Here is a 22,510-nt window from a genome sequence, read left to right as displayed (position 1 = left end):
TCATGTTAAAGGCCGTTATTTTCGACGATGAATATATCGTGACACAAGGGCTTCAAATGATGGTTGACTGGTCTCGATACGGCATTGAGCTAGTCGGCACAGCCGATGACGGCATCTCCGCTCTGCAGATGGTTCGGGAGCTTGCGCCTGACATTGTCATGACCGATATTCGTATGCCCGGGTTAACCGGACTGCAGCTTATTGAAGAGATTGCGAAGGAAAAGCCCGATACAGCCTGTATTGTGTTCAGCGGGTTTAATGAATTCGAATATATCCGTAAGGCATTAAAGCTTGGGGTCATTGATTATTTGGATAAGCCGATTACACTGGAGAAAATCGATGAGGCCATTGTACGAACCATCGAGAGAATTGGCCATCAGCAGGAGCATACCCAATTAAAGACGCAGGTGTCGGCTAATAAAGAAGCTTTGCTGGAGAAGGCGACTCTTGATTTGCTGCTGCTTGGCACAGAAGCCATTCCTGCTTGGAGGGCTGCCTTTGGCAAAGCGGAGGCGGAGCGGGTGACGGGAGTTACTGTACTTGCTTCAACAGGCAGGCTGGATCTCCTGGATGAGCATCCTTCTTACCGCATCGTTTCCTTTTCGTATGGGAAGGAATGGATCATGGCGGTATTTCATTACACGCTCCCGGCGGAGGAATTATGGGAGCAGCTCACGATCTTGTCTCCCCAGATGCAGGAAACCGTTGGTTCCGGCCAAACCTATATGGATCTGGCGGAAGCAGGAGCAAGCCTCAAGGAAGCTGTCCGAGCTTTACGTTACGCGGTATTTCTGGAGGAGAAGGGCTGGACCCGTTTCGAGCCTGCTGAGGAAAGTCTGCCGAAGGGTCTCAGCGAACGTGAGGAAGAAATCGTCTTTTGCATGAGAACAGGCAATAAGGAAGGGCTTCTTCGCCAATTGGATGATTATAAGCGTTGGATGGAAGCTGAGAGACTAAGTCCGGAGCTGGTGGAACAAGAGGTTATGAAGCTTGCCTATATCGGGTATCAGGTTGCGATGGAAGCAGGCGGGGAGGTCCGGACACTTGTACCGCATTGGGAGCTTGGCGGAATGTCGTCAAGAGACCGGATGTTTGAGTGGCTTCGGGAGCAGATGGAGTTGCTTCATAATTTTATGCGGGAAGATAAGCATGCATCCAAGCATAATGCGGTGGAGAAAGCCCTTGCTTTTATTGAGAAACATTACCTGGAGTCGTTCACGCTGCAGGAGGTGGCAGAGCATGTCGGCATGAATGCGACGTACTTAAGCCTGCTGTTCAAGGAGAAGGTAGGAACCTCCTATATTAAATATGTAACCAAGCTGCGGATGGAGCAAGCGAAGATTATGCTGCTGAGAGGTATGCTTGTTAATGATGTCAGCAAGAGGGTTGGTTACTATAATTACAGGCATTTTACGGAGCTATTCAAGAAATATACAGGCGTAACGCCAGGGCAGTTCAGGGAAGGGCATGGCATTAGCAAATCGCATGAGCCGGTACAGCAGGTGGGCGATCATGAGTAAGCCGGCTGCTGCTATAGGCGTATTAACAGCAATATGTCTGCTTCTGGTATCCTGCTCTGGCGGCTCTTATGGATCCGATGAACAAATCTCTGATCCGACGCGGGTTATTCATTATGTATCGTCCGATCTTGAGGAGCAGCAGCCTCGGATCATTAGCGAGCAGGCACGTGAATATGAGAAGAAGCATCCGAATATCAAATATGAATTCGAGAGCGTCAATACCTCGGATCTTGTGCAAAAAATCCAGCTGCTTGCGGCAAGCAATGATTTGCCGGAGATTTTCTCCTATGAATCCGGCAGACCGCTGGAGCAGCTGGCCGATAACGGATTTATTCTGGATATCGAGAAAGTATTTCGTGAGCTTGGCCTGCAAAATGAATTAAATCCGGCGGCCGTGAAGCTGCTGAAATCGATGGTTCGGGACAAAGGGCTGTATGCCCTTCCGCTCGAGATTAATATCGAGGGCTTTTGGTATAACAAGGATTTGTTTGCCGAATATGGACTAGCTGTACCAGAGACTTGGGATGATCTGCTTCATGTGGCGGAGGTGTTCAAGTCACAAGGTATTCAGCCGTTTGCGCTGGCTGGTGCGAATAAATGGCCGATTACCCGGCTCATAAACGGTTACGTCATCCGGAAATATGGTTATGATGCGATGCAGCGTGTAGCCCGTAAGGAACTGAAGGTGACAGAGCCTGGATTTGTCGAAGCGGCGGCTATTGTTCAGCAGATGGCGCAGCAAGGATATTTCGGCAAGTATGTGAATACAACGGAGACGGATGAAGCCTCAACGTTATTCCTCAAGGGGAAAGTGGCTATGTTTTATACCGGAAGCTGGAGCCTCAGGGATTTCAACAGCTCGCTCAAAAACCAGATCGGGACGGATGCTATTGGATTGTTCAATATTCCCCTGGTGAACGGCGGTGTGGGGAGCAAGGACGACTGGCTGATGAATGCGGGTCTTGCCACTACGTTATCGGCAGCTTCTTATGACGATACCATGAAGGAATGGCTGAAAGCGGTATTTACGGGTTACGGGGATAAAGCGATGAAGGAATATGGCGTTATATCAGGCTTTAATGTACAAAATATGCCGGCCGATGTGCCGAGGCTTACGCAGCTGGCACAGGAGACGATCGATAGCGTAAAGAATGGCGCCTTATGGTTTGAGGCTTTATTTGATCCCGATACGCAGACGATCGCCTGGAATAACGCCCAGCTGCTGATTGCAAGCAAAGACTATACGCCGGAGATGTATATGCAGGATTTACAGGCGGCATTGGATAAACAGCAATAATAAGTAGAGAAGATCCCGCAGCCGTCGCAGGTTGCGGGATCTTCTTGTTCGTCTAACCTTTGACTGCACCGGCTGTCATGCCGGCAACGATCCGTTTGTTGAAGAAGATAAAGAGGATGAGCGGCGGAAGCGAGATCAGGATAATATCTGCGAACAGCAGGTTCCAGGATGTATTGTACATGCTGGTGAAATTGTACAGCGTCAGCTGAATGGTGGCATTCTTCGCTCCCGGGAAGAAGTAGAGCGGGTTAACAAAGTCATTGTAAATGCCAACGGAAGACAGGACGACAACCGTTGACGTTACCGGCATAAGGAGCGGGAGGATCATCTGGAAGAACATCCTCATGCTGCCACAGCCGTCGACGACAGCCGCTTCATCAATTTCTCTTGGAATGGTTGCCATAAAGCTGCGGTACAGCATGACGGCAAAGGAGATGCCAAGTGCAACTTCAACCATTACGATCCCGGTCATCGTCTTGAACAGATGGATAGAATCAAGCACCCATATGGTTGGTACAACAGCAGGCGGAATCATAAGCCCGGCCATGACAAGAAACTGGATAATGCCAGACCAGCGGTCATTGCGGCGCTGCAGAACATAGCCGGTCATGGCGCTGACCACGATTAGAACAACGATGGACAGCAGCGTAATGAGCGTACTGTTCATGAACGAGCGCAGAACCATATGATCTTGGGCCGTAAGAACTTCCTTATAGTTCGACCAATGGATGGAAGTTGGCCAGCTCAGATCAAGAAGCGAGGCATCCGTTTTGTTTTTGAGCGAGTTAATAATAACAAATAGGAACGGTACCCAGAAGATGACGATGGATAAGAGAACGGCAATGATTTCGAAAATAAGTCGTTTGGTACCTTTCATCTTCATTACAAATCAACCTCCCTTTTCGACAGCAGCTTAAGCAGAGGGAAGGCCAGCAGAGATACGCCGATAAAGAGAATCACGTTGCCCGCTGTAGAGAGGCCGTAGAAACCGCCTTGATATTGTTTATAAATGATAGAAGCGATCAAGTCCGTACTGAAGCCCGGTCCGCCTTTGGTCATCGCCCATACGAGGTCGAAGGAACGCAAGCCTCCGATAAAGGCGAGAATTATGACAGAGTTCATCGCGGGAGCAACAAGCGGATTCGTAATATGCTTGAATCTGTCCCATGAGTTGCCGCCGTCGATCTGAAGCGCTTCGTAATATTCTTCGGGAATGGACATAATGCCCGCGATAAAAATAACGGTAGCCATGCCGACGCCTTTCCACACATCAACGATAGCGACGGATAACAAGGCAATGCTTGTGTCGCCAAGCCAGTCAGGACCAACGATGCCTGCCAGAGACAGGCTTTTATTAATCAGACCTTGCGTTGGATGCATCATGCTGCTGAAGGCAATACCAACGGCAATCGTAGATAACAGAGTTGGGAAGAAGACGACAGAGCGCAAATATCCTTTAATCCGGAGGCCGGATGTCAGTGCAACCCCAAGTATGAGTCCCAGGACGACTTTAAGGCCGCAGGTAACAACTGCGTAAATCAGTGTATTGCGAAACCCGATGTTAAGCGATGATTCCGAGAAGAACGTCTTATAGTTATCAAAGCCGATATAATCCCAATCCACAAGATCCCATCTCGTCATACTGAAGAAGAAGGACATGATGGTAGGCAGCAGGAATAGTACGAAATAGATAATGCCGGCGGGCAACAAAAACTTATACGTATAAAACTTTTTGGAAGTCTTTGTTATGGAAGCCTTCTGCATGGTGAATCTCTCCCATCTTACTTTCTTTACAAAAGCCCTGACCTGCCTGATGAGCAGGGCAGGGCTGCTTGTTTATGCTAACTCACCAGCCGGAGATACCGAGCTGCTTCGCTTGTTTCTCAACATCTTTGTCATAAGCTTTTGCATTATCTTCTGCGGACTTCATGCCTGCGCCGACTTCAACAGTCAACTGCGGCAGGCTTGGTCCTTTAAGCGGAGACAGGAATTCGAGTGCCGGCGCGTTATTGCCGTTATCGAAGTAAGGCATCATTTCTTTAACGCCTGCGTAAGCATCATCCGGCAGTGTAGCACCTTTGATTACATAAGGACCTTCCGGCTTCGCTTTGCTTGCCAGAAGTGCCATGCCATCCGGTGAAGCGAAGAAGTTGATCCATTTTTTCGCAGCTTCGATGTTCTTGCCGTCTTTGTAGATTGCGATTCCAGCAGGCATCCATACCGTCAGAGCGGTTTTGTCCGCGCTGTCAGCCGGTTGTGCGAATACGCCGATGTCGTCGATTTTATCCGGGTAAGTTGTAAAGATATTAGTGAGTGCAAAAGTCAGCATCGGATATTGTACGCCAGTACCGTCAACGAGCATTTTGAGCGCTTGGTCATAAGTTGTTGCAAGGTAATCTTTGTTCATATAATCTTTCATTTCGGAAAGCTTCTGGAAGCTGCGCAGTGCTGCTGGTGTATCAGCGAATTTTGCTTTATTGTTCGTGAAATCATCGGCAAACGTTGGGGCATCTGCCTGTACGTTTGCGTAGTCAGCCAAGAAAATTAATTGCGATGTCCAGCTGTCCTTGTAGGAACCAATGACGGCTGTTTTACCAGCAGCCTTGATTTTATCGCTGTTTGCTTTCAGCTCATCCCATGTTTTCGGAACGCTCAAGCCAAGCTCCGCATACACCTTTTTGTTGTAGAGCCAAGCGCCAGCTTGCGATGCGCCGCTTGGAGCCGCATAGGTTTTACCGTCAACGCTTACTGTCGGCAGGAAGGAATCCAGTACATTTTGCATGAACGGTTCACTAGTCAAATCTATGAAATATTTCTCAGGCTGCAGCGCCTTGAACAAGGAGCCGGAGTTGTAGAAGCTCAGGTCGTCCATTTCACCGGTAGCGAGTCTGGTCTTCACCAGGTTGTCGCCTTCATCTCCACCCGGACGAAGGTCAAATTCAGTCTTGATGTTGTAGCGCTTCTCAATTTCGTCAGCAACTGCTTTAATGCCGTCCGTCGAAGTCTGGTTGTCGATCATCAGCTTCAGAGTGACCGGCTTTTCGTAACGCTCCGAGGCAGTGTCATTTGATGCAGCCGGAGATTCGGCCGCTGCGTTCTGGCTTGCTTCAGGAGATTTGCTCGCATTAGCGTTTGCTGCTGCGTTGTTATTATTGTTGTTGCTGCCGCATGCTGTTAAAGCGGAAGTGAGAAGTACTGCTCCTGTCAGAGCGAGAATAGTTTTCTTTTTAGATTGAGCCATTAAGATATACCCTCCTTGTAATGTTCGAGCGTAAACTACGGTTCAAGAAATTGTTGATTAGGTTGGATGTTTGGGGTTCCGGAGCCCTGTGAACCTAAGTGTAAAGGCTTTCATTTTTACTGTTAAGCGCCGCATTTTTTAGATGTGTCTGCTTTTTTTAGGTCACCGCGCAGTTACGCGGGGTTTGAGGAGGCGGCCCAAATTAATCGTACACCGCACCTAAAAATAGCAGACATTGCCTTGCTTAATCATCTAAAAAAATCGGATGTTTATCCAAAAAGTAAGACTATTGTGTTATGGTTTGTAAGCGCATACGATGATCGTAAGGAATATTGAATATAGTGTTAACAGCAGGAATTTCGGAAGGGGATTTATCCATGCTAATTAATCAAACCATGGTTGATAAGGCAGAGGCCTTAATACCTGAACTAGTTACTTCACTGGCAGAGCCAAAAGCAGTAGTTGAGATTGTTGCTGATGAGATGGCTTTTCAAGGCTGGAGAGTTGATCAGGCGGAGAAGCAGAACTGGCAGGAGCAGGTGCTTGGGAAGGGTGACAGCTTTGTTCTGGACTTCGAAGATCATCTTGTCGGGTTTGTGAGCTTTAAAGTAAAAGCTGTAGGCAGTCCACCTGATGCACCGCTGAAGCTAAAGCTGACGCTTGGTGAAATGCCATGTGAAATCGCAGAGCCTTTCGACAGCTATGATGGCTGGCTGAGCAGCTCGTGGCTGCAGGAGGAAACGATCTTTATTGATGTACTGCCGGCTGAGATTAAGCTCCCTAGACGGTACACCTTCCGGTTTATTAAGATTGATGTTCTTGATACATCAAAGAAATATAACGTGTCATTCGAGCAAGTGGCATGTACAGCAGTTACTTCCGGTGATCCGTCTAACATTGCCCCATTGCCGGAAAAGCTGTCTGATGAGCTCGCTCTGATGGACCGAATCGCAATCAAGACGTTGCAGGACTGTATGCAATCGGTGTTTGAGGATGGTCCGAAGCGGGACCGGCGCCTATGGATTGGCGATTTAAGGCTGCAGGCACAGGCGAACTATCTTACCTTCAATAACTTCGATTTGGTGAAGCGGTGTTTGTATCTATTTGCTGGGATGAGACTTGAAGACGGGGCAGTTGGGGCATGTGTATTTGAAAAGCCGCATGCTCATGTGGATGATACAAGGCTGTATGATTACTCACTGTTCTTCGTAGCTTGTCTGTATGACTATTATGTAGCATCCGAAGATATGGAAACGCTGCAGGAGTTGTGGCCAATTGCGCTGGAGCAGATTGAGATAGCTGAGCAGCGGCTGGATGAACAAGGAATTGTACGTGACGACGAGACCTGGTGGAGCTTTATCGACTGGCATCCGGATCTGAACAAGCAGGCTCCAACGCAAGGCGTTCTTATTTATTGTCTGAAGCGGGGCTTGGGGCTGGCACGTATCCTTGGTCTGACGGACAAGCAGCAATATATTGAGGGCCAGATTGAACGGGCAACCAAAGCGGCAGTAACGGAGCTATGGGATGACAAGAAAGGCTTCTTTGTTAGCGGCGACATACGGCAAATCTCGTGGGCTTCGCAAATCTGGCTAGTGCTCGCTGAAGTGCTGCCTGTGGAAGAGAATGCCGCGTTACTCAACCGTTTGTTCGAGGAGCAGCCGGCAATCGGGATGACCACACCTTATATGTACCATCATCTCATTGAAGCTTTATTCTCGGTAGGCAGCAGCGAGAAAGCTGCCGAGCAGATGCAAGCCTATTGGGGAGAGATGATCAAGGACGGAGCGGATACGTTCTGGGAGCTGTATAATCCGGAGGACAAGAAGCTGTCCCCATACGGCAGCAACCTGATCAACAGCTACTGCCACGCATGGAGCTGTACACCTACGTATTTCATCCGGAAATATTTGATCTAAAATGAGAGTACTAGCTGCGACTACAGTTGGTGCAGCATTTAACGGTAGTGTAAGTCCGAGATCGGTCTTACAGCTTTGCATACTTAAAAGAGCAGCCCTCTCCACTTCCAATTAGGAAGAAGAGAGGGCTGCTCTTTTACAACTAGTTAAGTCACTTCACGGAAAGTCGCATCGGCTTTCTCCTGTGTCGTCGAGATCGGGTCGATCCTCAGCACGTAATTGTAGTGACGGATGTAGCGGGTAGGATTGTTGTACGACTGATACGAGTACCATCCGGTTGCGGTGGATGCCAGACCAGTTACCCTTAGGAAGGTGGCATCGCTGTTGAATGTGCTTGTTCCGTCGGACTTCTCTAACACCAGCACATAGTTTTTATGCCGCAGATAATAGCCCGGGAAGTTGACTGACTCAAACGATACACCTGAAGAGTTGGCGAGACCAGGTACAATCCGGAAATTGGAATCGAGTGCTGGGCTGACATTTTGATCGATGCGTGCGGTGTAATTGTAATGGCGGAAGTAATAACCTGCGTTATTATAAGACTCGATTCGCTTGATGTCCCCCGGTTGGCCCGTTTCTTTCAGAACGGTCAAGTGCCGAACTGTACCCGACAACGTAGGCAGTAACGTCTTAGATGTCCAGGATTGGAAGCTGTTAGAGGAATCACTGTAATAGTATTTGGCATCCCCATAGGAGTCGAAGTAGATTCGCCATGATCCGTTATCCAGCTGGACAAGAGCAGGTCCTTCTAGTCCAGAGCCCCAGCCTGCCCAGTCGCCTGTCTTCTGGAACGTATAAGGTCCAGTCAGGTTAGAAGCTGTTGCGTACTCGATATACTTGGTTGTTTCATTCTTGGTGAAGGCGTGGTAGGTGGAGCCGATCTTAACGATGAAGGTATCGATGTAGTTGGGGCCGATTCCAGATAAAGCTGTTGGTGCTGAGAAGGTAGTCGTAGCCAGGTTGGAGGTTTGAGCGGTTATTTTGTAAGGGAGGAAGTTCGCGTAGTTGCCTGGAGAGATTGAGACAATAATATTCAAGCTGCCGTCCGTATCCTTGAACCATTCCGGTGCCCAGCTGTGGCCAACCCCGGTCGATACGGAGAGAGTAACATTACGGACGAATGTCCAGTTGATCTTGTCGGTGCTGCTAGCAATTCCGATTGTATTTCCTGACCAGTCAGTGGTGTAGCAGATGTAGTATTTGCCGTCCGTATGCTTCATAATGCTAGGATCCCGAATCAGCCCGGTTGGTGGCGTGTAAGCAGGTCCTTTCAAAAGCCCATAGTTTGTGCCGTTGTAGGATTGGTACATGTAGAGATTGGACTCGCTGGTGTTCGTGAATGCAGACATGGTGTATACGCTTGTTGCCGCGTGGGCGGTAGTTGGTGCAAAGGTAAACCAGCCCGATACCGATAATACGAAACAAAGCAGAAGCGTTGCTGTTGCTTGAAATCGGAGGCGTAAGCTCACTAACCTGTCTCTCCCTTCAATTCTTGGAATTTGGAAAGCGTTTTCAAGCAGAGTTTAGTACATTCCTTGCAAAATTGAAATAGAATTTGATAGGCAAAAGGTAGATTTTTATGTTTCCGCCCATAGCGCTCGGTGATGGTTGCCCCTGAGCTGGTATTACGGTAAATCTGTGGCTCATAGAATAAGAAAAGAGCTGTTCTCCAGGCCATTGTTTTGGCTTAGGGAACAGCTCCTTTTGTTTGTTACAGCCATATTCTAACGCCGGCGAACAGCGGTAGAGTAGATAACACCATACCGGAACAGCAGCTTGCTGCCGAGCCAGCCGACAACACGGTCTGTTAGGAAGCCCATCAGGCCAAGACTGATTAAGCCGACAAAGATCCAATCTGTTCGGAAGTAAAGTCTGGAGTTCCAGATCAGGAAGCCAACACCTTCATTCGCGGCAATCATCTCAGCACCGATAATCGCCATATAGGAGGTACCCATCGCGAGCCGAATACCGGTAAAGATATACGGCGTTGTAGCAGGAATAACAACATGGAGCAATATCTGCCATTCGGATGCACCCATACTTCTTGCCGAACGAATCCGGTCTTCCTCGATCGCGAGTACACCCGTTAAGGTATTAATAATGACGATAAATAAAGTCGCGTACATAATCAAAGCGATCTTCGACTGCTCTCCAATACCGAACCACACCAGGAATAAGGTGATAAAAGCAATTGGAGGGATAAACCGGACGAAATTAAGGAAAGGCTCCGCGAATACGCGGATCGCGGTTACTTTGCCAATGGTCAGTCCAATCGGAATAGCAATAAGGCTGCCCAGTGCCCATCCGGCAAACACCCGGTAAAAACTAATACCGATATATCGCATCAAGGAGCCGTCGCTCATCAGTTCCTGCGCACCTTGCCAAGTGGCGACTGGGCCGGGAATAATCTCTGGACCATAAATCCATGCACCAATCTGCCAGACGATAAACGTCAACAGCCAGAGCAGAGGAATGGTAACCCATTTTTTCTGCAAAATCTTCACGGATACAGTCCTCCTTCCAGCTCGGCATCAAAGTGAGATTGAATCCGGCGATGCAGCTCGTTTAGCGCAGGTGAGGCTGGGTCACGCGGATACTCGAGCGGAACCTGATAGATACTTGAAATACGCGCATTAGGACCGGTAGACATCACGGCGATCCGTTCGCCAAGCAGCAGCGCTTCTTGAATATCGTGGGTGACGAAAATAACAGTCTTGCCGGTTTCCCGCCAAATCTGGCTGAGTTCCTTCTGCATGATTCTTCTAGTCATTGCATCAAGTGCGCCAAACGGTTCATCCATCAAGAGGATGGCTGGATCATTGGCTAGTACACGGGCAAGCTGAACGCGCTGCTTCATGCCGCCGGATAATTCGCGAGGGAATTTGTTCTCGTGGCCAAACAATCCGACCAGCCGAATATACCGATCCGAAATCTCTTTCCGCTGCTCTTTAGGCATCTTTTTCATTTTTAGGCCAAATTCTACGTTTTGCCGTACGTTCAGCCAAGGGAAGAGGGAGGAGTCCGCCTGCTGGAAAACAACCGCTCTTTCCTTGCCGGGCTTGTCGACCTCGTCGTTCCCAACGCGCAGGCTGCCTCCGGTCTTGGAGACAAAGCCTGCAATCATATTAAGCAGCGTAGATTTTCCGCAGCCGCTTGGGCCAAGCAGAACGAAGAACTCTCCGCCCTTCACAACTAGATCAATATCCTTAATGATATAGTGTACTGATCCACTCGTGCCCGGCTTCAGCTCGGAATAGCTCTTATTCAGCCGTTCAATCGTAATCGTATTTGGAGATGGATTTGGATTTGTATTCAGCATCTGTAATCCCTCCTATTCTTTGTAGGTGAATGAATCAGGAAGGGCCTGTTTGATACCGTCCAGGCTCAGCTTATCGGCTAAGTTGAAGTCGTTCTGGATGATGCCTGCTCCAACCATATAGTTTTTCTGATTCGTCAAGCTGTCGAATGATTGCTGGGTGAAGCCAACTGTCCAGTTGTTGGTCGCCAAATCCCGAATGGTTGCTTCTTTCGGCTGTTTTGTTTCTTTGAACAGGATATCAGCCGTTTCATCAGGGTTAGCCGCAATGAACTTCGAGGTTTCATCAAGTGCCTTCAGGAAGTTTGCAATCGCCTGAGGATGATCCTTAATCAAGGAATTAGGGGCAATAAGGGTACCGCCTATCCGAACCGATGTCTTGGACATATCGGTCAACTCGTGAACACCTTCAATCGCCTTGAATTTATCAACAAGCGTCGCACCTATAACCCAGCTGGCGTCGATTTCGCCCTTTTTGAGAGCGACATAAGACTCGTCAAAGCCGCCTTGGCCAATCTGTTTGGTATCATCAATGGCTACACCATTATCCTTCAGATACACCTCCCACAGATAAGGAAGGAAAGTGCCGCGCAGCGTGCTGAGCTTCTTGCCCTTCAGATCTGCTGCAGATGTAATATCGTCACGGACGAACAATTTCCATTGTGCTGCCGCTTGTTCAGTATCCGTGCCTGTTGCTCCGATAATGGAGAATTCACCTTTACTTACAGCATTTAGTGACGGGAAATCTGCGCCCCAGCCGATATCGGCCTGCTTGATGAATAAGGAGTTAATGCCTTCAGCAGGAGTAGCGAAGGTAATAATATCTGCATCTATGCCGTATTTCTCGAGGAAGCCTTTGTTCTTCGCAACACGGAAGACCGGATTGGTTGAGGTGTCGGCAATCTTGATTTTAATAGGATCTGCGGCAGCTGTTGCCTGCTGATTGTTAGTTGGGTCAGCCGCCGCCTGGCTGGGCTTATTGTCCTTGCCGCCGCATGCGGCAAGGGTGAAAGTGATGGCTAGGGCCGTAGCAAGGATTCCAAACTTTTTCATGGAATTTCCCCTCAGCTTTCCTCTTGAGATTGATTTGGTTTTTCCTCATTGGTTGCTACGCAGAACGCACCCTCTTCGAAAGATAGAGTTCCGACCACTTCTACAACCGAGTTAGTTCCTTTTGCTGCGGCGCCTGGTACGCGGTAATCCGCAACATCAAGCGGAATGATCGCTTCTTCTGCTGGTTTTTCGAGCTGAGGTACCCATTCATAAGGAACACGGTAAGCCCGGTAGACCATATTGGATTTAATAAATGGATTTTTGTAAGGGGAGATATACTCCCAGACTAGTTCATGCTCGCGTGTCACTTCAAAGATCCGACCGTCGGAGCCTTCCGTAATAAGCGTGTTGCCGTTAGGCAGCCTTTGCGCTGAGCTGATATATGGACTGTAGAAACGATAGGAATCGAGTGGAGCCGTAAATCCAGCTTCAGTTGGCGTATACTGCCATTCGATTTCCAGCGTTACAGGATTAATCTCAAGAATACGCGAGTGGTCTCGTACTGCATTTTTTAATCCATCTGGTGATGCTGGATTCGGATCGCCGTAGCCGCCCCAACCGCCGTTATCAAATACGAGCAGATTGCCTTCTCCCGGCAGACCTTGCGGAATAATGTGGGCATGATGCTGACCGATGATCCAGCCAAGATGCTTCACTTCCGGCTTGGAGTAGTCCGGACCAAGCTGCCATACAATCTTGCCGGTTTGACGGTCTGTAATGGCGATAATGTTGGATTCCCGCGCATCCCAGATAATGTTGTCCGGGTGGAAGCGCTCGTCGCCAGCCTCGTAGAACTTATTTGGGCCAACCCAGGAAGCGGAGTTGATATGCATCCAGTCGCCGCCAGTGTCGTTGCCGAAGTGACGGCCGTTTGGATCGTTAAACAGAACATTTTTGGCAGCCTCATCAAAGCCCAGCTCTTCAAAATGATCACTTACCGCCCATTGCCACAGGATATTGCCTTCCCAATCGACTTCAATAATGACGTCGTCCAGCAGCAATTTGTCCGAGATTTCAGGTTTTGTCACGTTACGGTGGGCGAGGATGAGGGTACGTCCGCCATTTGTCTGCGGCTCCTGTCCTGGTGCATAATAGCCGACTGGATTGCCTTCGCGCTGATAATCATGATGCGCGCGTGCCATCCATTGCGGCTCATAGCCTGGATCCTCTATGTACTCCAGACGGTTGAATTTCCATACAATCTCGCCCTCCCAATTCACTTGGACAAGATCGGCTTCGTCCTGGAAGCCATATTTCGGATCACGTTCTTTCGTGCTGCCTACCACATAACCACCTGGCAAGATTTTGTTCGGGAAGCCGCGAAGTCCTTTCCACAGATGAACCTCTTTACCATTCATATCAATCAGCAGTGCACCTACATTAGCAGCTTGGAAGATTGTATAGCCGCTCCATGCTTTCTCAGGCAAATAAACAGTTGCTCCAGTTGGATAAATAGTGGGATGTCCCATGTTCAACACTCCTTAAATGAATTGTGATCCAAACAGCCGGATGGCTGTTCGTGATGATTCATACCTCGAAAGCATTAACTCAAATGAATTAATAGTTCAAAAAATTCTTGTTTGGCGCCGCCGGCGGCCGTACTGCCGGCTTTTCCTGCTGCTCGTATTCTTTAATGAGTGCCATGTAATCCTCGGAGAAGCTTTCCAGATTGGCGTAAATCTTCTCGAAAATCTCTTTCTGACGTGCTAATTCATCCTCGTTAAAGCCGCCAAATAACAGCTTTACGCCTCTCTGACCTAGATGGGGGTACCGTTCTAACAGCTGTCGTCCTTCTTCTGTAATGTCCAGCCATACATTTCTTCGATCACCTTGCATACGACGCCGCTCAGCGAAGCCTTTTGCTTCAAGCTTGTCGCATAACGCGGTAATTGCACCGGAGGTTAGATCCAGCTGCTCCGCAAGGTCCCCAAGCTTTTGCAAGCCGCTTTGCTGTATGGTCCTAAGAATAAGAAAGCCGGGCAGTGCGATGTCCTCAATTGAGATTTTGTCCCGTTCCTTCACGAATCTTCGAACCATCCGCCTGAACAGCCAATCATTTTCTTCCATTTGAGATATAAGATCTGTCATGATAACTAGTTGATTCCCTCCTCTAAGAAAACAAAAAAGGCCGCAACAGACGTCCTGTGTTCAGGTACGTGAGTTGGGCCTTTGGTTATCCAATCGGCTGTATGAAATTAGTTCAACGTTAAAAGAATGAACGTTGAAGGATTATGGATTGATATTAACTCCATAATTCCGATACGTCAAGTGGTATTTAAAAATATTAGGTTTTATGCAATTCCCGGAACTGCAGAGGGGTCATTCCCTCGAGGCTCTTAAAGCATTTGCTGAAATAGCTGGTCTGAGAGAAGCCGGTTTCGAGTGCAATAAGCTTAATGGACAAGCTGGTAGAAGCAAGCAGGCGTTTTGCCTGTAGGATACGGGACTCCATCAGAAAATCGGAAAATGATTTGCCAAACGTTTTATTAAACCTGCGGCTGAAATAATGCGGGCTGAACCCGGCAATGGCTGCGGCCTGTTCCAGTGTGAAGGGATCGCTGCAATTGGCGCGTATATAGTTGGCCGCTGCACGTATTTTGTCAGCAGCTTGATTCACAGACACATTAAGCTGGGCAGCGGTGGCTTGAATTCTGGTGAGCAGCTCGTACAGTGTGGCGGCAGCCGCATATTCATCATCTACTTCATAGCCTCTGCCTAGCTGAAGCAGTCTATCTATCAACGACCCTACAGGAGAGGGATCAGATAATTGAAACAGCCATGGCTCATCCAGCCCTTTCCCGTCCAATAATTCCTCTAGGCGAACGCCGAAAAAATGGACCCAACGAATATTCCATGGATCTCGGGAATCAGCATGATACGTTTGCCGGAGACCGGGACCATACAGGAAGCCTTGTCCCTCAGTCAATTCATACGTCATGCTGTCTGTATGCAGATAACCCTTGCCTCCAAGAACAATATGCAGATTATAGTAGCGGTCTAAATTATTTTCGGTAGTGGCATATTCACGATTGACGTCATGCTCGGGAAAATCACTGTAGCCTCCGATAAAATCCGGGAAGCAGCTATGTCTTTGGAAGATGGGCTTAGGCAGAAAAATATGTTCTTTCATCAAGCACCTCATAACGCAATATTTTCATAAATAATTCTTTTTAATGGCTTTTAACAAAGTCGTTGATTAATGATTATGACAATATATTAATAAACATCGCATGTTTTTGTCATATCCTAACTGATCGGGCTTCAACTAAAATAGAGGGTAGTACAAGAGATGTTGGGAGGCTGACTCGAAATGGCAAAATCGATCCAAATGGACGAGTTAACGTTAGGCGTTTGTTATTATCCTGAGCACTGGCCGGAGGAATTGTGGGAAGATGACTTCCGCCGGATGCGGGAGATGAATATTTCGGTCATTCGGATGGCGGAATTTGCATGGGCGATGCTGGAGCCGGAGGAAGGCGTATTTGACTTTAGTTTTTTCACACGGGTGATGGATTTGGCACATCAATATGGGCTGAAGGTTATCTTAGGTACGCCAACGGCGACGCCGCCGGCATGGCTGACGCATAAATATCCGGAAGTATTAAACGCTCATCAGAGTGGTGAGCTCATCAAGCACGGCATGAGACGTCATTATAATTACTCCAGTCCGAAATACCGTGAGCTTTGTGAGCTTATCGTACGTAACATGGTCAGCGCTTACAAGGAACACCCTGCGGTTATTGGCTGGCAGATCGATAACGAGTTCAACTGCGAGAAGAACGTGTTTTATGCTGAGGCTGATCATGCTGCATTTCGGGTGTGGCTCAGACAGAAGTATGAGACTTTGGACAATTTGAATAAAGCGTGGGGAACTGTCTTCTGGAGTCAGACTTATACGGCTTGGGAGCAGCTGCACCTGTCGCAGACTGAGTCGCCGAATCCACATCTGGCGTTAGATGAGAAGCGTTTTATCTCGGATAATGTCATCTCATTTGCTAAGCTTCAAGCGGACATAATCCGTGAGCTTGCACCTCAGCATTGGGTGACAACAAACGGGTTATTCGGACATCTGGACAGTCATGAGTTGACCGATGAATTGCTCGATTTCTTCTCTTACGATTCGTACCCGCAGTTTTCGACGATTTTCCCGGGAAATGATGAGAACTCACTCAAAGATCGTGGCTGGAGCATGAGTTTGTCTAACGTTCGTTCGATCTCGCCAAACTTCTGCGTGATGGAGCAGCAATCTGGTCCTGGCGGCTGGGTAGACCGGATCGAGATGGGATCCCCAAGGCCGGGTCAAATCCGGTTATGGTCTTATCAATCCGTTCTGCATGGTACGGATCTGCTGGTCTACTTCCGCTGGCGTACAGCAACGATGGGGACAGAAATTTATTGGCATGGAATCAATGATTACCACAATCAGCCAAACAGACGGGTTAGAGAAGTTGCACAGGTTGGCGGGGAATTCGAGAAGATTGGTGCCTTAATTGCCGGGACGAAATACCAAGCGGAAGTCGCCATCATGCAGGATTATGATAATCTCTGGGATGGAGAGATGGACAAATGGCATGGCCCGCTGCAATGGCAAAGTAAGGGCTCCTGGTACAAGCAGCTGCAATACCGTCATATCCCAGCCGATCTCCTTACCTTACGGTCAAACACAACTTTAGAGGAGTTATCGAAATATAAAGTGATTGTTTACCCGCATGCGGCGATTATGACAGATGAGACGGCTGAACTCCTTACGAGATATGTGGAGCAAGGCGGCAAGTTGTTCTTTGGCGCACGTACAGGCTATAAGAATCCGGCGGGACAATGCTACATGCGGCCGTTTCCAGGTCCAGTTGCAGAACTGTGCGGCATAACGGTTGAGGACTTCACTTTAATCAAAGGAACGATTCAACCAGCAGAGTTGAATTGGGAGGGGCGTGTTCCTTCAGGAACAAAAGCCGTTGCTTTTAATGAGGTACTGAACGTTCAAAATCCGGAAGCGGAGGTAGTAGCTCATTATGCGTCGGAATATTACAAAGGCGAGCCAGCTTTAACCCGCCGTGCTGTTGGTAAAGGTGAGGTATGGTATTATGGCGCAGCTTACAGCGAGCCGGTTGTAGATGCTATCTTGGATGAGCTGAGCATCTCCACTCCAATCGCAGACTGGTTAGAAGTTCCTGCCGCAGTAGAGCTTGGCATTCGTTCTTCGGAGGTTGCTTCATATGCTTTCTTATTGAACTACTCGGATCAGCCCGCTACTCTTCAAGTGAAGCGGGCAACAAAAGAACTTCTAACAGGAGCAACAATTGAGAATGAGGTTAAGATGCCGGCGTACGGCGTTATGATTCTGGAACTTTAATAATAAAGAGCAAGCCCCCGCGGGATTATCCCACGGGGGCTTGCTGTAGTTAAGAAACAAAAGAGCCTGTAGCACGGGGGCCACAGGCTATAAAAGAGAAATATATAAATAAAGGGGGGTCTTGTCCTTTATTATAGGAGCCAATCATGAAATGAACCTGAGTGGAATATTACAGGAGCGTTACAAAATTCATTCTGACTATACGAATGTTAAAAATGGTGTGAGAAAATTAAGTTCTTTAGCTCGTAATAAAGTTGTTTAACGGAAAATAAAGTTGGTTAATCTCAGTCGCTAAATCTGAGGCTGAGTCCTGACTGACTGCTGCTCAAGCAGGAAGTCAGGTTGATGATGTTGCTTGACTAACGATCTTGAAGGAGCTGTCGTGGACAGCTCCTTTAGTTATCCCTTTTGTTACAATAATATTGTATTAAAAACTGAAAACGAGAAAATTTAATTGAATAATACAATATATTTGAAACAAACTGTTGACTTTGCCTGGAAAATGCCGATATACTCTCGATATATTAGATTAATTGGATAAAATGAGGTGATGAGACAACGGTGGTGTAAGGGGAAAATCAACACGAGCAGTCATTGATGAAAGCGCTTTAATTAATTCGATGAGGTGATAAGTTTGATGTTGAAACGAAGTTTAGTGGCTATTCTGTGTGTGCTGCTCTTGATTGCCCCGCAGGCAGCATTCGCCTATAAGAATCCGGCATCGCTGCCAGACGAATGGGGACAATATGGACTTGGCGACCCTTATGTGCTGAAGTTTAATGGTACCTATTATTTGTATGTGAGCACGAGAGATACTGATATCGGGGTCAAAGTGTGGAGCTCGCCAGACCTTGTCAACTGGAGCTATGGAGGATTGGCCGCAACCGATCCGGTCACGAAGGGAGCCTACGCTCCTGAGGTCGTTTATTGGAACGGATATTTCTACATGTATACCTCTCCTGCCGGCAAAGGTCACTACGTGCTGCGCAGCGAGAGCCCGACCGGTCCGTTTACAGTGCAGACGGGCAATTTGGGCCATTCGATCGATGGCAACGTCTTTATTGACGATGATGGCAAGTGGTATTTCTATCATGCGAACGGAGCGGGAATTCTCGCGGCTACGATGCCTACGCCGACGACGATCGGCAACAGCGTCAATACAGGTGCCAGCATGAACGGTTGGACGGAAGGTTCTACATTGTTCAAGCGCAACGGCAAATACTATATGACTTATACTGGCAATCATGTATTCAGCAATGGCTATCGGGTCGACTACGCGGTCAGCACAAACCCGCTCACGGGATTCGTGCGTGATACGGATAACCCGATTCTGATCAGTACGGAAGGTCCGACAGTCGGTCTCGGCCATAATACGGTCGTCGTTGGCCCGAACCTGGATGCCCGCTATATCATCTACCATAATCTCGAAGGACCGGGCATTGTCGGACCTCTTCGCCATATGGGGATGGACCGGATCGTGTTCAACGGGGATAAAATGTCGGTGCTCGGGCCAACGACAACCGAGCAGCCGGATCCGGAGATGCCAGATTTCGAGGACCGGTTCAATGGCGCGGAACTCAGCCCGGCGTGGACGAATCCGGACAGTGGCAGCTGGAGTGTTGATTCCGGCCATCTGCGGCAGCAAACCGCCGGTACTAGCAGACTGGTGACCACTGCTACGACCGGAAGCAGCTATACGGCAGAATTTAACCTGCAGCTGGCTGAGTCCAGCGATACCGTCAGCCCGCGGCTTGGGGTCGTATTCTCCTACAAGGGCGATAACGATTTCGGCACAGCGCTGTTAGATCCGGCGAGCAATTCGTTGCAGACGCAGTTCCGGGTGAACGGCGCCGATCTGGGATGGGTGGCGAGCACGCTTCCGGAAGGGTACGATTATACGAAGCTGCACAATATCCGGGTTGAGAAAGCAGGAGATACGTTCAAGATCTACGTCGACGGTATGCTGAAGCAGACGCGCAGCGTGATGCTTGACGGCGGCAGCATCGGTTATGTCACGGAGAATGCAAAGGCTAATTTCGGTTACGCTGCTTTCAGCAACGACGTGAACGGCAGCAGCGATTTTGATGCCGCGAAACCGGTTCCGGGTCAAGTCGAGGCCGTTCATTACCTGTCAGGCGGCGAAGGGGTCGGGTATCACGACCAGACGCCCAGTACAATCGGCGATTACCGCGGAGAAGGCGTGGATACGGGCAAAGCAGATGACGCCACCTCACATATCACCGCTTTTGAGAAAGGCGAATGGCTGCAATACCGGCTGAACATCGCGGAAGCAGGCAAATACGATATCGATCTTTCTTATGCGGATGCAGCCCCGGGCAGCAAGTTACAGCTCACTCTGGATGGTGGACAGCCGCTGGGCGAGTTTGAGCTGGCAGGAGACACTGACCCAGCTGGTGCAGGATGGCAAACCGCACAGCTGAATGGGGTAGAACTGCCGGCAGGGGTTCATACCTTGAAGGTCACTGCCGTATCGGGAACTATCTCGCTGGATAAGCTGATGTTCCACCGGCACGTGGACGTTCCGGTTCTCTATGATAACTTCGATGATGGCCAGGATGACGGCTGGAAGCGATATGAAGGTTTCTGGAGCGTGAAGAGCGACATTGCCGAGGAGGAGCAGGCTTACGACGCTTATCATCCGATCCCGGGTGCGATTGGTACGGTCCACTATATCTCCGGTGGCGAAGGTGTCGGTTATCATGAAAATACACTCGAAAACATTGGCGGCGAGTACCGGGGAGATTCGGTCGACATACGATCCAATCCGGTCGACGGCGGTTACAACGTCGGCTGGAACCAGACGGGCGAATGGCTGAAGTATAACATTGACGTAGAGGAAGCCGGATCCTATAACGCAGAATTCAAAGTGGCTACTACGCTGGATGGAGGTCAGATCCGGCTTTGGCTGGACGATACGACGGATCTTACCGGCATCGTGGATATTCCGAAGACCGGTGACTGGAACATCTGGAATGTGGTGCAAAAATCCGGTGTTACACTCCCGGCAGGCAAGCATACGCTGAAAGCCGAGACGGTCCGCGGGGAATTTGATTTTGCAGGTATAGCCCTGACGAGGATGGATCAGCCGATACCAGTACCCGGCGTTATCGAAGCCGAGCATTACAAGCCAGGCGGTGAAGGCGTAGGCTACCATGATTTGACTCCTGCGAACATTGGGGGCAAATACCGCAGCGATAAGGTAGACATTCGATCCGCTGCATCCGGCGATCAGATCGTAGGCTGGAATCAAACAGGGGAATGGCTGAAGTACAACATCCGCGTCGCGGAAGAGGGATTGTACGATCTCGACTTGTGGACAGCTACGACGTTTACGGATGCACAAGTCCGGCTATGGCTGGATGACACGACTGATTTGACAGGCGTACTAGGCGTTCCTGCTTCCGGCGACTGGAATAAGTGGAAGTCGGTAACGAAATCCGGTATCCTGCTGCCGGCCGGCGATCATGAACTGAAGGTCGAAATTGTCAAAGGCGAGTTTGACATGACGAGACTGTCGCTCACCCAATTCGATAAGCCGCACGTGCTGCCCGGATTTATCCAGGCTGCTGATTATAAAGCCGGAGGCGAAGGTACGGGTTACCATGATCTGACTCCCTCTAACATCGGTACGGAATACCGGAATGAAGCGGTCGACATCCGCCGAAATGCGGGTGGCAGCTACAATGTGGGGTGGAACGCTACCGGCGAATGGCTGGCCTACAACGTAGATATTGCCGAGGCCGGCGTGTACAACGTCGATTTCGTGACCACTACATCGATGGACGGTGCGAAGGTCCGGCTGTGGCTCGACGATGCAACCGATCTAACCGGTGAAGTCGATATTCCGAATTCCGTCACCTGGGAGAACTGGGCGACAACAACGAAGCAAGGCATCTATCTCCCGGCGGGCACACATACCTTGAAGGTCGAAACCGTTAAAGGTGAATTCGACTTCCAAGGAATACGGATTCATCAGAATCCAGTCGAACCGAAGGCTGCTCATACCGGCGAATATCAGGCAGCGGTCGGCAGCTTCGCGAAGACGACGATCGGGGATGCCAATTGGTCGGATTACAGCGTGGAGTCCGATATCAAGCTGATTAGCGATTCCGGTGACGGGGGCATTCTGTTCCGTGCGAGCAACCCGGCTCACGGCAAGGAGCTGAATCAGAACAATGCGAACTTCGTGCAAGGATATGTCGCGTACCTAAACAATCAGGGCGTTCATCTCGGCAAGCTGAATTACAGCTGGACCTATTTGACAGGGGCGCCGCTCGAGGTGAAGACAGGCGAATGGAAGCATGTAAAAGTCGTTGCGCAGGGTGCACGCATCCAAGTGTATGTCGATGATATGAGCAAGCCGGTTATCGACTATACAGACACTAGCGGCAGTCCATTCACACACGGCAAGGTCGGCATGCGGACATTCATGAATGAAACAAGCTACGATAATTTCACGGTTCTCCCTGCCTCCATTAACGCTCCTGCAATCGGTCAGTTGCTGGATTTGTTTGGCTCAGCCGGACAGTTAGATGAGAAAATCTGGAAGAAACTGGATAAGGAGCTTGAGCATGCAACTGATGCGGTCAGCAAGAAGAAGCCGGACTGGAAGCAGGGGATCAAGCATCTGGAGAATTTGCTGAGTCAGCTGAATAAAGAGAAGAAGCAGGAAGAGGTTTCCGATCAAGCAAAGACAACGCTTAATCGGAGCGTTAACGCACTCATTGACGTGTGGAGCGAAAATCTGGGCAAGTAGCCGACAATGCCCATGCCAAGAGGCGTCTAACTAA

General features: G+C 49.2%; 15 protein-coding genes. 5 read left to right on the top strand and 10 right to left on the bottom strand.

Going from position 1 to position 22,510, the window contains the following annotated elements; translation table 11 throughout:
• Positions 1-2 precede the first annotated feature (2 nt).
• Both AC0YNT_RS03215 and AC0YNT_RS03210 read left to right on the top strand, forming a co-directional pair.
• Positions 3-1,520: a response regulator transcription factor gene (locus AC0YNT_RS03215; protein WP_475803295.1), complete on the top strand. Its 1,518-nt coding sequence runs from the start codon at positions 3-5 to the stop codon at positions 1,518-1,520.
• Positions 1,513-2,817 (top strand): ABC transporter substrate-binding protein, encoded by a 1,305-nt coding sequence (locus AC0YNT_RS03210; protein ID WP_475803294.1) that lies wholly within the window; start codon positions 1,513-1,515, stop codon positions 2,815-2,817. Before AC0YNT_RS03215 ends, AC0YNT_RS03210 begins: the two co-directional genes overlap by 8 nt.
• 52 nt (positions 2,818-2,869) lie before the next feature.
• Here AC0YNT_RS03210 and AC0YNT_RS03205 read toward each other — a convergent pair whose 3' ends face one another.
• The 3 genes from AC0YNT_RS03205 to AC0YNT_RS03195 all read right to left on the bottom strand — a co-directional run bounded on the left by AC0YNT_RS03205 (position 2,870) and on the right by AC0YNT_RS03195 (position 6,058).
• The gene (locus AC0YNT_RS03205; RefSeq protein WP_475803293.1) at positions 2,870-3,700 is read right to left on the bottom strand and encodes a carbohydrate ABC transporter permease; all 831 of its coding nucleotides are present in this window, start codon (positions 3,698-3,700) and stop codon (positions 2,870-2,872) included.
• Positions 3,700-4,581: a carbohydrate ABC transporter permease gene (locus AC0YNT_RS03200; RefSeq protein ID WP_208420398.1), complete on the bottom strand. Its 882-nt coding sequence runs from the start codon at positions 4,579-4,581 to the stop codon at positions 3,700-3,702. Before AC0YNT_RS03200 ends, AC0YNT_RS03205 begins: the two co-directional genes overlap by 1 nt.
• Before the next feature lie 82 nt (positions 4,582-4,663).
• Positions 4,664-6,058, bottom strand: coding sequence for an ABC transporter substrate-binding protein (locus tag AC0YNT_RS03195; protein ID WP_475803292.1), 1,395 nt, complete (start codon positions 6,056-6,058; stop codon positions 4,664-4,666).
• Between the two features lie 377 nt (positions 6,059-6,435).
• Here AC0YNT_RS03195 and AC0YNT_RS03190 point away from each other — a divergent pair, with 377 nt between their 5' ends.
• The gene (locus AC0YNT_RS03190) at positions 6,436-7,977 is read left to right on the top strand and encodes an alpha-L-rhamnosidase-related protein (RefSeq protein WP_475803291.1); all 1,542 of its coding nucleotides are present in this window, start codon (positions 6,436-6,438) and stop codon (positions 7,975-7,977) included.
• A 146-nt stretch (positions 7,978-8,123) separates the two neighbouring features.
• Here the strand turns inward: AC0YNT_RS03190 and AC0YNT_RS03185 are convergent, their stop codons facing one another.
• The 7 genes from AC0YNT_RS03185 to AC0YNT_RS03155 all read right to left on the bottom strand — a co-directional run bounded on the left by AC0YNT_RS03185 (position 8,124) and on the right by AC0YNT_RS03155 (position 15,476).
• Positions 8,124-9,446 carry an AbfB domain-containing protein gene (locus tag AC0YNT_RS03185; RefSeq protein WP_475803290.1) on the bottom strand — a complete coding sequence of 441 codons (1,323 nt, stop codon included), beginning with the start codon at positions 9,444-9,446 and terminating at the stop codon, positions 8,124-8,126.
• A 255-nt stretch (positions 9,447-9,701) separates the two neighbouring features.
• Complete coding sequence (locus AC0YNT_RS03180) at positions 9,702-10,481, bottom strand: ABC transporter permease subunit (RefSeq protein ID WP_167279344.1); 780 nt, start codon at positions 10,479-10,481, stop codon at positions 9,702-9,704.
• Positions 10,478-11,296: an ABC transporter ATP-binding protein gene (locus tag AC0YNT_RS03175; RefSeq protein ID WP_475803289.1), complete on the bottom strand. Its 819-nt coding sequence runs from the start codon at positions 11,294-11,296 to the stop codon at positions 10,478-10,480. The genes AC0YNT_RS03180 and AC0YNT_RS03175 overlap by 4 nt, the downstream gene beginning before the upstream one ends.
• Positions 11,297-11,308: 12 nt before the next feature.
• Positions 11,309-12,346 carry an ABC transporter substrate-binding protein gene (locus AC0YNT_RS03170; RefSeq protein WP_475803288.1) on the bottom strand — a complete coding sequence of 346 codons (1,038 nt, stop codon included), beginning with the start codon at positions 12,344-12,346 and terminating at the stop codon, positions 11,309-11,311.
• Positions 12,347-12,357: 11 nt separating this feature from the next.
• A complete protein-coding gene (locus AC0YNT_RS03165; RefSeq protein WP_475803287.1) occupies positions 12,358-13,815 on the bottom strand; it encodes an aryl-sulfate sulfotransferase in 1,458 nt (485 codons plus the stop codon).
• Positions 13,816-13,903: 88 nt separating this feature from the next.
• Positions 13,904-14,434, bottom strand: a complete 531-nt coding sequence (locus AC0YNT_RS03160) for a MarR family winged helix-turn-helix transcriptional regulator (protein WP_475803286.1) — start codon at positions 14,432-14,434, stop codon at positions 13,904-13,906.
• A 196-nt stretch (positions 14,435-14,630) separates the two neighbouring features.
• The gene (locus AC0YNT_RS03155; protein ID WP_475803285.1) at positions 14,631-15,476 is read right to left on the bottom strand and encodes a helix-turn-helix domain-containing protein; all 846 of its coding nucleotides are present in this window, start codon (positions 15,474-15,476) and stop codon (positions 14,631-14,633) included.
• A gap of 180 nt (positions 15,477-15,656) precedes the next feature.
• Between AC0YNT_RS03155 and AC0YNT_RS03150 the strand changes: the two genes are divergently transcribed.
• Positions 15,657-17,699 carry a beta-galactosidase gene (locus AC0YNT_RS03150; protein ID WP_475803284.1) on the top strand — a complete coding sequence of 681 codons (2,043 nt, stop codon included), beginning with the start codon at positions 15,657-15,659 and terminating at the stop codon, positions 17,697-17,699.
• A 637-nt stretch (positions 17,700-18,336) separates the two neighbouring features.
• Positions 18,337-22,476, top strand: coding sequence for a carbohydrate-binding protein (locus tag AC0YNT_RS03145; protein ID WP_475803283.1), 4,140 nt, complete (start codon positions 18,337-18,339; stop codon positions 22,474-22,476).
• The last annotated feature ends 34 nt before the right edge of the window (positions 22,477-22,510 follow it).

The organism is Paenibacillus sp. J22R56, assembly GCF_056269375.1.
Note: the sequence above shows the minus strand (reverse complement) of the source record. Positions and strands in the feature narration are given on the sequence as shown.